The 12429-nt window shown below is 65.1% G+C and carries 12 protein-coding genes and 1 tRNA gene; 2 read left to right on the forward strand and 11 right to left on the reverse strand.

The window, feature by feature from the left end; genetic code table 11:
* Window positions 1-19: 19 nt before the first annotated feature.
* Entirely contained in the window at window positions 20-643 is a 624-nt protein-coding gene (locus QFZ46_RS19060; RefSeq protein WP_307364068.1) for a cyclodeaminase/cyclohydrolase family protein, read from the reverse strand.
* A 153-nt stretch (window positions 644-796) separates the two neighbouring features.
* On the opposite strand from QFZ46_RS19060, the gene QFZ46_RS19065 reads away from it, so the two are divergent.
* On the forward strand, window positions 797-1693 hold the full coding sequence (locus QFZ46_RS19065) for an SDR family oxidoreductase (protein WP_307364070.1): 897 nt from the start codon (window positions 797-799) through the stop codon (window positions 1691-1693).
* A 7-nt stretch (window positions 1694-1700) separates the two neighbouring features.
* Here the strand turns inward: QFZ46_RS19065 and QFZ46_RS19070 are convergent, their stop codons facing one another.
* The 3 genes from QFZ46_RS19070 to QFZ46_RS19080 form a co-directional block, all read right to left on the reverse strand.
* The gene (locus QFZ46_RS19070) at window positions 1701-2159 is read right to left on the reverse strand and encodes a hypothetical protein (protein WP_307364072.1); all 459 of its coding nucleotides are present in this window, start codon (window positions 2157-2159) and stop codon (window positions 1701-1703) included.
* Window positions 2160-2400: 241 nt separating this feature from the next.
* Window positions 2401-2475, reverse strand: a tRNA-Ile gene (locus QFZ46_RS19075).
* 33 nt (window positions 2476-2508) lie between these two features.
* Complete coding sequence (locus QFZ46_RS19080) at window positions 2509-3045, reverse strand: gamma carbonic anhydrase family protein (RefSeq protein WP_307364074.1); 537 nt, start codon at window positions 3043-3045, stop codon at window positions 2509-2511.
* A 131-nt stretch (window positions 3046-3176) separates the two neighbouring features.
* On the opposite strand from QFZ46_RS19080, the gene QFZ46_RS19085 reads away from it, so the two are divergent.
* Window positions 3177-3662, forward strand: a complete 486-nt coding sequence (locus tag QFZ46_RS19085) for a Dps family protein (RefSeq protein ID WP_307364076.1) — start codon at window positions 3177-3179, stop codon at window positions 3660-3662.
* A gap of 76 nt (window positions 3663-3738) precedes the next feature.
* Here QFZ46_RS19085 and QFZ46_RS19090 read toward each other — a convergent pair whose 3' ends face one another.
* The 7 genes from QFZ46_RS19090 to QFZ46_RS19120 form a co-directional block, all read right to left on the reverse strand.
* Window positions 3739-5856, reverse strand: coding sequence for an acyltransferase family protein (locus QFZ46_RS19090; RefSeq protein WP_307364078.1), 2118 nt, complete (start codon window positions 5854-5856; stop codon window positions 3739-3741).
* Between the two features lie 67 nt (window positions 5857-5923).
* Window positions 5924-7402 (reverse strand): amidohydrolase, encoded by a 1479-nt coding sequence (locus tag QFZ46_RS19095; protein ID WP_307364080.1) that lies wholly within the window; start codon window positions 7400-7402, stop codon window positions 5924-5926.
* Complete coding sequence (locus QFZ46_RS19100; protein ID WP_307364083.1) at window positions 7399-8043, reverse strand: FMN-binding negative transcriptional regulator; 645 nt, start codon at window positions 8041-8043, stop codon at window positions 7399-7401. The genes QFZ46_RS19095 and QFZ46_RS19100 overlap by 4 nt, the downstream gene beginning before the upstream one ends.
* Before the next feature lie 27 nt (window positions 8044-8070).
* Window positions 8071-9564, reverse strand: coding sequence for an alanine/glycine:cation symporter family protein (locus QFZ46_RS19105; RefSeq protein WP_307364086.1), 1494 nt, complete (start codon window positions 9562-9564; stop codon window positions 8071-8073).
* A gap of 59 nt (window positions 9565-9623) precedes the next feature.
* On the reverse strand, window positions 9624-10640 hold the full coding sequence (locus tag QFZ46_RS19110; protein ID WP_307364089.1) for an Fpg/Nei family DNA glycosylase: 1017 nt from the start codon (window positions 10638-10640) through the stop codon (window positions 9624-9626).
* Window position 10641: 1 nt separating this feature from the next.
* Window positions 10642-11127 carry a ribose-5-phosphate isomerase gene (locus tag QFZ46_RS19115; RefSeq protein WP_307364091.1) on the reverse strand — a complete coding sequence of 162 codons (486 nt, stop codon included), beginning with the start codon at window positions 11125-11127 and terminating at the stop codon, window positions 10642-10644.
* Between the two features lie 37 nt (window positions 11128-11164).
* On the reverse strand, window positions 11165-12346 hold the full coding sequence (locus QFZ46_RS19120; protein WP_307364093.1) for a ferrochelatase: 1182 nt from the start codon (window positions 12344-12346) through the stop codon (window positions 11165-11167).
* Between the last annotated feature and the right edge of the window lie 83 nt (window positions 12347-12429).

Consider the following 12429-nt stretch of genomic DNA (forward strand, 5'->3'; position numbering starts at 1 on the left):
GAGTGAGCGCGTCGCGTCGTCACTCGTCGAAGTTCGCCGAAGCGTCGACGGAGATCTTCGTAGCGGCATCCCGATCCACTACCAGGCGCCGCACCTCGGCTTGAAGTCCTGTCAGCCCAGTCTGAGACGCACCGTGTTTGCGCGCCGTCTGCAGGTTCGCGCGCAGGTTGATGGAGGCGCCGCCTATGCCTGCGGCCAGCGCCACCGCCGCGACCGCGACGTCCGCCGCCAGCTGCGGCTTCCCGATCTCCGCGATCAATCGCAGCTCAGTGAGCAGACCGCGACCGACTTCACCGATCTGTAAAGAGGCACGCGCAGCCGCAAGTGCTGCATGGCGCACTCGCGCGTCCCGTTCCGGAGCGTCGGCGGGCAGGCCGAGGGCCGCGCCGAAATCGACTGATCTGACTCCATCGGATTCGGCAGCTTCCAGCGCCTCCTGGCGTCGGCTGACGAGGCGCTTGGCGCACTCAGATGACCGTGAATCGTCGGGTGTGTATTCGGCGACCATGCGCAACAAGGCTGCAGACGTCGCAAACATCACTCCGGACGCGGCCCCGCCGCCCGGCGCGCCGGTTGGCTGAGCCAGCTCCGTCAACCAAACAGACAGCGGTGTGGTTGCGGACACGGGGATGTTCTCACTCATGGGCGTCACCCTACCGGCCGATGCCGTCTCTGCGCCGCGGCCGGTATCGGGTCTGGTCTTGGACCAGAGTCGCCTCGAACGCAACCCCCTCGGAGCAAGGCAGGCCATGACCATATGGTCAGAAGAAGAGTCCGATTCAGACGAAGGAGCCTCATGTCGCAAGATCAGTACACGTTTGCCGACCCGACCAAGCTGTACAGCGATAAGCAGCCCCAGAAACAGCATCAATCCGAGCCAGGCCTCGATGCGGAACTCACGCCCAAAGCGGACCTCGGAGAGGAGACCTACCGAGGCACCGAACGCCTGAAGGGACGTAAGGCGCTGATCACCGGAGCTGACTCGGGGATCGGAGCCGCCACGGCGATCGCTTTCGCTCGAGAGGGCGCCGACGTCGTGCTCTCATACCTGCCGAGCGAAGAGAAGGACGCCAAGCGCATCGCAGGATTGATTGAGGATGCCGACCAAAAGGCCATCACCGTACCGGGTGACTTGCGTGATGACGCCTATTGCCGTGATCTCGTCGATAAAGCCGTCGAAGCACTCGGCGGCATCGACATCCTGGTGAACAACGGTGGGAAGCAGATCTTCAACGAAGATCTCACGACGTTGAGTGACGAGCAGTTCGATGACACTTTCAAGACGAACGTCTACGCGATGTTCTGGATCACCAAGGCCGCGCTGCCGCACCTGAAGCCGGGATCGACCATCATCAACACGACATCGCACCAGGCATACACGCCATCGGAGATCCTGGTCGACTACGCCACGACGAAGGCCGCGATCAACACCTTCACGAAGGCGCTCGCTCAGCAGGTGGCACCGAAGGGCATTCGCGTCAACGCCGTTGCCCCCGGTCCGGTCTGGACCCCGCTCCAAGTGACGGACGGACAACCACAGGCGAAGATCGCCGAGTTCGGTGAACAGACTCCACTCGGGCGTATGGGCCAGCCCGCCGAACTCGCACCGGTGTACGTCTTCCTTGCGTCTGCGGAGTCCAGTTTCGTCGCAGGTGAGACGCTCAACGCCAACGGCGGATCGCCCACGCCATAGCGGGGGGTCAGGCCGTTGCGGCCATCGGCGGCATGTGCGGGATCAGTACAGGCCGCTGCCACCGATGCCGTGTGTAGAACCGTTCTACATCTTCAAGAACATCGAATGCGCCCGTGTAGCGTTCCGCCAGAGGAAGGTCGCGGAGCCAGACCACCTCCACGTCGGTCTGCTCCAGCTGGTAGATGCAGGCGACAGTCCGGCGCGCATCGCTTGCGACGTACCGATGGTCGAGGACGAGCCACTCCGTGTCGGTGATCTTCTTCAACTCGAACCGGGGATCGGGCATCGGGGACATATCAACACTCCAATCAGTCAGTACCAGTGTGGGTCTGACGGGGTCGGAGGCGCCGGCCGTGATTACTGCGTATTGCAATGTTGCATTATCGGCCGGCGGCGAAGTCACACACGGTCGAGCAGGACGAAGGCGAGCGAAGAACTTCAGATGCTCGATGAGTGCGACACCCATCAGACGTCACCGCAATTATATGAAATCCTCGCTGAAGGTCTCAATGCGCTTTATCGAGCACTTCATCGATGAGAGCGCGGCAGAATGCGCGCCCTGTACGCTCAGGAATCTCGTTGGTATTGAGAGTCGGGTGGAGGCTCCCCTGAAAACTGCGCGACGACCGCAGCGGCCAGTCTCAGCTTCCGGCCGGCGAAAGCACGAATAGATTCCTGATCGGGCATGAGCCATTCAGGGATGAGAGTAGGGCGGGTGGGACTTGAACCCACGAATCGTCGGGTTATGAGCCCGCTGCCTTAACCAACTTGGCCACCGCCCCGCAGGGTTAATAGCCTAGCGGTGCTCGTCGGCGTCAGAGCGCCGTGGCGCTCCGGTGCGTCTCCAGGTGCGAGTGATAGATCTGGGCGTTCGCGATGAGTCCTGCACGCTCTTCATCGCTGAGCTCGCGTCGCACCTTCGCCGGTACGCCGGCGACCAGCGATCCATCCGGAATCTCGGTGCCCCCGAGGATGACGGCACCACCGGCGACAAGGCAGCCTCTGCCGATCACGGCGCCGCTGAGGATCACAGCACCCATCCCGATCAATGAACCATCTCCGATGGTGCAGCCGTGCACGACGGCATTGTGACCGATCGACACGTTCTCGCCGATCACGACGGGATGGCCGCTGTCGACGTGCACGGACACGTTGTCCTGCACGTTGCTGCCGACGCCCACCGTGATCTCGGCCGAATCCGCACGCAGCACCGCGTTGTACCAGACGCTCGCACCGGCTTCGAGCACGACCGCTCCGATGAGTCGCGCACCGTCAGCGACGAAGGAGTCATCGGCGATGTGTGGAATCTTGCTCTGGAGGGCGAGGACGGATGCTGACGACGAGATGCTCATGAGGCGAGACTATCCTCACTTCCGCGTGATTCCGCGGAAGTGAGCCGAGCCTCAGCTTGCTTGCGGAATGTTTCAGGGTGAGTAGCGTTGTCTGCATCAGGTTCGAAATCGCCGTTTCTGGAGGAAGAATAATGAGCAAGGCACAGACCATCTCCACCACCGCCAGCGACCCGACGGTCGCTGCTGCCGCGGCACAGTTCCTCTCCCCCGTTGTTCTCGGGCTTCAGGCTCTGACAGTCAACGGCAAGCAGGCCCACTGGCACGTGCGTGGCGCCAACTTCATCGGAGTGCACGAACTGCTCGATACCGTCGTCGCCCATGCAGGCGACTTCGCCGACACCGCTGCAGAGCGCATTGTCGCTCTCGGCCTTCCGATCGACGCACGCCTCAGCACCGTCGCCGACAAGGTCGCAGCATCGTCCGTACCGGCAGGATTCACGCAGTCGACCGAGCTGATCCGCAACATCGTCGCCGACATCGATGCGATCCTCGTCGACACGAAGGCCGCGATCGACGGCCTCGACGAGATCGACCTCACGAGCCAGGACGTCGCGATCGAGATCATGCGCGGCCTCGAGAAGGACCGTTGGTTCCTCGTCGCGCACGTCGCGGAGTAACAAGCACCTCACACATGCAGAAGGGCACCGGATCCGTCCGGTGCCCTTCTGCGTGTCTTCGTGAGAACGCGGAGGATCAGCCGGCGGCTGCCGCCATCGCGTCTTTCAACGCCTTTGTGTACTGCGGTGCCAACGTGTCGACGAACGTCACCGTCAGGTGGTCCTGATCGCGGTACACGTTGGCCCCGCCGATCACCGTCTTGCAGGTGTCCTCGTCGCAGAACACATCGGTGAAGTCGAGCAGCGTCACATCCTGTGCACCCTCGGCCGCGTCCCGCAGCGGATCGTCCTCGAGGAGGACGTCTGCACGCGCGCCGGAGCATTCCGCCTGATCACGGGTGCGGAGGCACTTGTTCGGGTCGGTCTCGAAGACCGGGTTGTCGACGACGGTCACCACAGGGATGCCACGCTCGGTCATGGTCGACCATGCCTTCTGGTAACCGGCCACCGCAGCGTCGTGAGAGGAGTCGAACCCGGCAGAAGAGTAGGGCGTATTCGAGATCGCAGAGGTGAACACGACATCGAACTCACGGTCGGCGAGCTGCGCGTCGACTCCTGTGCGCCAGTCGGAACATGCAGCGCCGAATGAGCCGCCGGTGGCCAAGGGCGTCGCATTCCACGGGCACGCACCCTTGAAGAACGTCGTGAGGTGCCAGCCCTCCCTGTCGGCGATGCTCTCGAACGTCGGAAGCAGCTGGTACGCGTGGCTGTCGCCGACCAACGCCACCTGAGGTGCGTCCGGGTCGTCGGATCCGAACTCGCAGGACACCGGCCGCGAGTCGTTGAGCTGGATGAAGCACTGCTCGTCGGTAGGTCGGTCGACTCCGGCGAAGCCAGGAGCCGGAAGGATCGTGTCGAGGTCGGTGCCCGCGCACGATTCGTCCAGGATAGATGCTGCGCCGAAGCACTCAGGCGGATTCTCACGCACATCCTCGATCGCCTGCACGCCCTGCTGATACGCCGGAGCATTGACCGCCCAGCCACCGGCCGCAACCGCGCCGACCAGGATCATGGCCGCAAGCGCCGACCACAGCGTCACTTTCGGCGGCCGCGACGTGAGGGGCTTCCATGACCGCGCAGGGTCCTCGACGAAGCGCTTGGTGAGCCACGCGAGCACGAAGCAGATGACCAGCAGCGCGACGCGGTGGTAGATCGTGAGTCCCCAGAACGGCACCGAGGGCGCGATGATGATCAGCGGCCAGTGCCAGAGGTACAGGCTGTAGGAGATGTCGCCGGTGAAGCGCATCGGCGGCACCGAGAGCAGGCGTGTCGGGTACCACCAGCGATCCGTGTTCGACGCAGCGATGATCGCCGCAGCGCCCAACGTCGGAACCAATGCCATGTAACCAGGAAACGGCGTCTGGCCGTCGAAGCGGAATGCGGTGTACAGCAGGGCGATGATTCCCGCCCATCCCAGCACGAAGCTCACGACGGCGTTGCGCACTCGCAGCACCGGCACGAGGGCGATGATCGCTCCCACTCCGAACTGCCACATCCGCCCCATGGTGATGAAGTACGCCGGCGCAGGATCCGAGATGGTGTACACCACGCAGAAGACGAACGACGCGACGGAGACGATTCCGATCGCGACTGCCGCGGCGCGCAGCCGGGCGCCGCGGAACCACTTGACCGCAATCCATGCTGCCAGCAGCATGATCAGCGGCCAGAGTACGTAGAACTGCTCCTCGAGTGAGAGTGACCAGTAGTGCTGGACGGTCGTCGGATCTCCGGCGTGGGCCAGGTAGTCGGCCGAGTTGAACACGAGGTACCAGTTCTCCACGTAGAACGTGGAGGCGATGATCTCCTTGACCTCTGCCGGAAGGGCAGAGGTCGGCGTGAGGAATGGGATCGCCGCGACGATCGCGCAGAACAGCAGAACGAGGAGTGAGGCCGGCAGCAGACGACGCGCGCGCCGCGCCCAGAACTGCCCGAGTTTGACCGTTCCGGTCGAGGTGAGCTCGCGAGCCAGGTGCGAGGTGATCAGGAACCCGGAGATGACGAAGAAGATGTCGACGCCGACGTAGCCGCCGCTCAGGCGCGCAGGCCAGAAGTGGTACAGCACGACGAAGAGGACGGCGATCGCCCTGAGCCCCTGAACGTGAGGGATGAACCGGGATGATGCCGCATGCTCCGGTGAGCGGTCACGGCGAAGCTGGGACCGGGTGGCTGGCGGAGTCTGCGCTGTGGAGTTCACGGCTACAACGGTAGCGTGCGCGTACCGCGCTCACGCGCAACGCCGAGCCCGACCGAACCCGCGTCGGTCATCCGAGGTGCGTGACGCGTCCGCCGAGCAGCGTCGCCAGCACAGGCATCGTCCGCAGCGCCCGTCCATCGACAACGTGCGGGTTCGTGCCGCACAGCACCATGTCTGCGAGTTCACCAGGACGAATCGCGTTGCGGACGCTCGCGCTCAGCGCCTCGTCGAGGCTCAGTCGTTCGTCCGGGTGCCACGGCTGCCGCTCGTCGTCCGTCCGTCCCACCGCCGCGCCGATCGCCCGCCATGGGTCCAACGGCGCCACCGGCGCGTCTGAGCCCAGCCGCAGCGTCGCACCGGCGCGGAGCAGCGAAGCCATCGGATAGCCGACGGCCGTCTGCGCCGCCCAGTACCCATCGACCAGGTCACGATCGTCGAGCGCGTGCTGGGGCTGCACGCTCGCCACGAGGCCGAGACGCGCGAGGCGTGCGAGGTCGGCGTGCCGCACGAGCTGCGCGTGCTCGATCGTCCCCGATGCTCCGGTCGCCGCGACGGCATCGAGCGCGGATGACACGGCTCGATCGCCGATCGCGTGAACGGCGACGCCGAGCCCTGAGCCGGCCGCCTCGGTCAGAAGGTCGATCAGCGCACCCGGCGAGATGTTCAGCACGCCGAAGTCCGCATCATCGCCGGGATAGGAATGCGAGCACGCCGCGGTGCGGGTGCCGAGCGATCCGTCAGTGATGATCTTGAGCGGTCCGACGTGCACAAGCCCGTCGGTACCGGCCAGCGAATCGCCCGTTCGGAGTCCGATGGCGACGGCTCGCGCCAGATCCGCCGGATACACCGCGAACTCCACACGTTGCGTATGGAATCCACCGCTCACACGACGACTCCAGGCATCCGCGTTCCACGCCATGTCGAAGTCCACGATCCCGGTCACTCCGCGCGCTGCGGCAGCTTCTCCAGCGGCCCGCACCGCACGGTCACCATGCTCCGGTTCGACGGCGTTCACGCGCTTCGAGATCTCGAACGCATCCTCTTCGCGCAGCATCCCGTCCACAGCGGAGTATCCCTCTCGCGCAAGCGCGGCGGAGTTCAACCAGACACTGTGGACATCGGCGTTTATCAAGTACGTCGGCACCGCTCCGGTCGCGGCGTCGAGCACCTCGAGCGAGGGGGAATCGACCCAGAGTGCGTCACGGAATCCCGTACCCACACGGCGACCGTCGGCCAGCGGCGCGATGCCGGACATCCGTGAAGCAGCATCGACGGCAGTGACCGCATCACCGAGCTGTTCGCGTTCCGAGGCCAGAGCCCACTGCACGGTGTGGACATGGTTGTCCCACAATCCGGGAACGATCCACGTGCCGCCGGCGTCGAGAACTTCACCGGGCGCGGGCAGCGCGCCGACGGGGGCGATGTCGCTGATGCGCCCATCCACCACATGGATGTCGACGGGCTCATCGTCGCTGAGGAACTCGCGTCCTGGCCCGGCGATCCGCGCACCGCGGACCACGGCGACCTGATCGCCGACGAAAGTCATGCCGTGCGACCGGGTCGGGCATCCTGCGCTCTGCGCATCTCCCCTGCCAGCGCCACGTTCGAGTAGACGCCGTCGCTCTGCAGCTCGGCGATCACACGCTCGACCGTTTCAGCGTCTTTGTTCTGGCTGAGCTTGCGCTTGGCCACCACTCGAGTCGGCGTCAGGCGGAATCCGACCGTCCCAGACGCCAGACGGTGCACAAAAGCCTCGTCGTTCGGCCGTTCCCACATGAGCCGCGGATCCGGCAACCGCCCTTCGAAACGCTCCACGAGCCGATCCAGGACGCGCAGATTCTCTTCATCGCTGAGTATCTCCGGCACACCGGAGAGATGCACGGCGATGTAGTTCCAGGTCGGCACTGCCTGGGTGCCGGCGCCGTACCAACCGGGCGATACGTAGCCGTGCGGCCCTTGGAACACGACCAGCAGCTCACGCCCGCCCATGCCGTGGATCCGATCGTCAGGGCGACCGACGTGCCCCACGATCGTGAGGTCGTCGCGTCCCTCTTCGAGCATCATCACGTAGTGCGACGCGACCTGGCCGTCTTCCGATGCGCTGACGATCGTCGCCCATGGATTCTGCTCGATCACACGCCGCATCTCCGTGACATCGGCAAGAGTGAAGCTGGGATTCTGACGCATGCTCTCAGCCTATGGCCGTCGACAGGCTCACGTCTTGCGCAGAGCCTGCGGCGCGACAGCCGTCGCCTCCTCAGCCTTCCATGCCTCCCACCCTGGGTCCCCGGCCATGAACACCTCGATCTCCTCACGGCTTGCTCGCAGCTTCGGATCGTGCGTCAGGTACTTCTTCGTCTCACGCGCCACCAGGCCGGAGAGCACCAGGAGACCGATCAGGTTCGGGAACGCCATCAAGCCGTTCATCGCATCGGAGAAGGCCCACACCACACCGAGCTGCACCGTGCATCCGATGAACACCACGAGCGAGAAGATGATCCGGAACGGCATCACCGCGCGCCGCCCGAACAGTCGCTCCACGTTGCGCTCGCCGTAGTACGACCAGCCGAGGATCGTGGAGCCCGCGAACATCACCAACCCCAGAGTCACGATGATGTGCCCCCAGTCCCCCGGGAGCCCGTGTGAGAACGCCTCTCCAGTCATGAGCGCTGGACTGATCTGCTCACCCGTCTCCGGATCGATCTTGCTCCAGGTCCCCGTGGCGATGATGACGAGCCCGGTGCACGAGACCACGATGATCGTGTCGATGAACGTCTGCGTCATGGACACCAGACCCTGGCGCACGGGATGGCTGGTCTGCGCCGCCGCAGCTGCGATGGCTGCCGAGCCCATGCCGGACTCGTTGGAGAAGATGCCGCGGGCCACGCCGAACTGCACGGCGATGATGATCGCGGAACCGGCGAAGCCGCCCACCGCGCTGGTTCCCGTGAACGCCTCAGTGAAGATCTGTGCGAATGCCGCCGGGAGGGCACCGACGTTGGCGATCAGGATGTAGATCGCGCCGAGCACGTAGAACACGATCATGATCGGCACGAGTCCTGCTGTCACGCGGCCGATCGACTTGATGCCGCCCACGAGGACGACCAGGGCGAACGCCGTCAGCACGAGCCCGGTCACCCATGTCGGCACGCTGAAGCTCGAGTCGAGATTCTGCGCGATCGAGTTGCCCTGAGTCATGTTGCCGATCCCGAAGCAGGCGATCACCGCGAAGATCGAGAACGACAGGCCGAGAACCTTCCCGATCGGTCCCTTGATGCCGCGCTCGAGATACTGCTGCGGACCGCCATTCTTCTCGCCGGCCGAGTCCGTCGTTCGGAAACGCACGCCGAGGAACGCCTCGGAGTATTTCGACGCCATGCCGAGCAGGCCCGTCACCCACATCCAGAACAGCGCACCAGGGCCGCCGATGCCGATCGCCGTCGCAACGCCGACGATGTTGCCCGTCCCGACTGTCGCGGCCAGCGCCGTCGTCAATGCCTGGAACTGCGAGATGTCACCGGAGGACCCAGGGTCCTTCCGGGTGAAAAGACCCAGCCTTAGGGCAGGACCAAGGCGGAGGAACTGCAATCCGCCGAGACGGATCGTGAGATACAAACCGGTACCGAGAAGGAGCGGTATGAGGAACCACGGCCCCCAGATCCAACCGCTGAATGTCTCAAGCGCGCTCTGCAAGCCTGCGAGGTCCATCAATGCTCCCGTCTATGCGTCCTGCAACTGAAAGTTCTGCAGTTGAAGGACCACACTAGTCAGGCCTGGCACCTCGGGCACCAGTAGAGCTTGCGCGCGCCGATCTCCTCGAGCGCGATCTCGGTGCCGCAGACGCGGCACGGGAGGCCGGCCCGGTGGTACACCCAGTGCCGATCGTCCCGGCTCGCCATCGCTGCACGGTAGTCGGTCGGCGACAGGTCATCCATGGTCATCATCTGACCGGTTTCGACCCCGATGGCCAACAGGCGCACCCAGTCGTGCCAGAGCTGTCGCACGATCTCCTCTGGCACGTCCCTGCCGGGCGTGTGCGGGTTCAGGCGGGCCCGGTAGAGCATCTCTGCGCGATACACGTTGCCGATCCCGCTGACCACGGACTGATCCATCAGCAGCAGCGCGATCGGCGTCGACTTCTTGCGCACGGCCAGGACGAAGCGCTCCTCGTTCGCGGTCGGGTCGCCGACGAGCGGATCCGGGCCGAGCTTGGCGACGGTCTGGAGCATCTCGTCAGGAGTCTGGAGTACACAGGCCGTCGGTCCGCGCAGGTCCGCCGCGGTGATGTCGGTCATCAGGCGCAATCGCACCTGACCGACGATCGGGGGTGGCCATTCCGCGCTCTCATCGGCGAGACCCTTGGTCTGCTCAGACATGCGCACGTGCACGCGTGCTCGCCTGGGCGCACCGATCGAGGCCAGCGAGTTCTCGCCGGCATCGTCCAGGATCGGGACAGCGCTCAGGTCCGACGCATCCAGATCCGTGCCGCGCTGATTCGTCTGACCCATCCGCCCGTTGGCCGAGGCGATGGTCGGATCGATCAGGATCTCGCCGGCGAAGTCCCATGCGCCGTAGAGGCCGAGATGCACCCGCAGCCAGAGGTCGCCCTCGGTCTCGAGGAACATCTGCTTGCCGACGGCCTTGACGCTCACCGCCTCACGACCGTCGAGCATCGCCGCCCCCTCGGCGAACCGCCCCTGAGGGCTGGATGCCTGCAGCCGCTTGCCGATGAAGTTGCGCTCGAACTGCCGAGCGATCCGGTGGACGGAGTGACCCTCGGGCATCTCAGGCCCGCGGATCGGGAAGGAGCGAGCCGTCGCGTTCGAAATCCGCGATCTGGCCGATGCGACGCACGTGGCGCTCTTCGTCTGAGAACGGAGTGGAGATGAAGCGGTCGATGAACGAGGTGACCTCTTCGAACGTGTGCTGGCGTGCACCGATCGAGATCACGTTCGCATCGTTGTGCTCACGAGCCAGCTCAGCTGTCGAGAGGTTCCACACCAGTGCCGCGCGGACGCCCTGAACCTTGTTCGCCGCAATCTGTTCGCCGTTGCCCGAGCCGCCGAACACGACGCCCAGGGCATCGACGCCCGCCGTCTGATCGGCGACGACGCCCTGCGCTGCACGGATGCAGAAGGCCGGGTAATCGTCGACGGCGTCGTACTCGAGCGGACCGTGGTCGATGACGTCGTGCCTCGCGGCGCGCAGGTGCTCCTGCAGCTTCGTGGAGAATTCCAGTCCCGCGTGGTCTGTGGCGATATGGATGCGCATGCTCACCATCCTAGAAGCGTCGGTGTGCCCGCCCGCGTCAGGGCACCAGACCGGCGGCAGCGGGCTTGAAGCCCAGCCGCACGTTTTCGCAATCACCGGCGCGCGACACGTCGTACCAGGGGCCGAGGTCGGTCAGGTGCGGGCGGTCGGCCGCCGGCGTGCCCTCCAGCCGCTCGATCACGAGGTCTACCAGGCCGGCGACGAACGCCGGATGGACGCCGGGCGTCTGGGTGCGAGTCGCGAGAAGACCTGCCTGGACAGCGGACTCCATCGCCTCGGTGTCCAGATCCCACATGACCTCCATATGGTCGCTGACGAATCCAAGTGGCACGATCACGACGGCCTTCGCCCCGGATGCAGGCAGCTCGGCGATCACATCGTTGATGTCGGGCTCGAGCCATGGCTGCGTCGGAGGACCCGAACGCGACTGGAACACCAGCTGCCACGGCACCGTCCGGCCACCCGTGACGGCGGCGAGGTTCTCGATGATGTGCGCGGCGACGGCCCGGTGCTGTGCGACATACGCGCCGCCCTCACCCCACTCGACAGTCCGTGGTCCTGAGCGCTCGGCGTCGGCGGTGGGGATGGAGTGGGTGGAGAAGAGCACATGGATGTCGGATGCCGGGATCCCCTGCTCCAGGAACGCCACGACTGCGGCATCCACACCCTCCTGGAACGGCTGAACGAAGCCGGGATGGTCGAAGTAGAGGCGCACCTTGTCCGCGGTCACGCGCTCTTCGAGGCCCGCATCGGTGATGGCGCGTGCGATGTCCTCGCGGTACTGCCGATCACTGGAATACGAGCTGTAGGCACTGGTCGCGAGCACCAGCAGCGTCGCGTGTCCGTCGTCGGCGGCGGCTGTGAAGGCCTCGTCGAGATACGGTTCCGAGTTCCGGTTGCCCCAATACACCGGCAGATCGAGGCCTCGGCCTGCGATCTCTGCTTCGAGAGCGGCCTTGAGCGCGCGATTCTGAGCGTTGATCGGGCTGACGCCGCCGAAATGGCGGTAGTGATGCGCCACCTCTTCCAGCCGCTCGTCCGGGATTCCTCGGCCCCTCGTCACGTTGCGCAGGAACGGAATCACTTCGTCCTGACCTTCCGGCCCGCCGAAACTGGCGAGCACCAGAGCGTCGTACGCCACCGGCGTCTCGACGAACTCGGGGCCGCCCGCGGCGGCGGATGATGCGAAGGGTACGAGGTTCGGATCGGGTGCAGTCACTCTTCCATCTTTCCACCACTGCGCACCGACAACGCCCGGGTCCTGGCGTAGGCTGTCATGGTTGCCGTCGGCGCCAGCCGCGT

Origin of the sequence: Microbacterium murale (assembly GCF_030815955.1) — a bacterium.
GTDB lineage: Bacteria > Actinomycetota > Actinomycetes > Actinomycetales > Microbacteriaceae > Microbacterium > Microbacterium murale_A.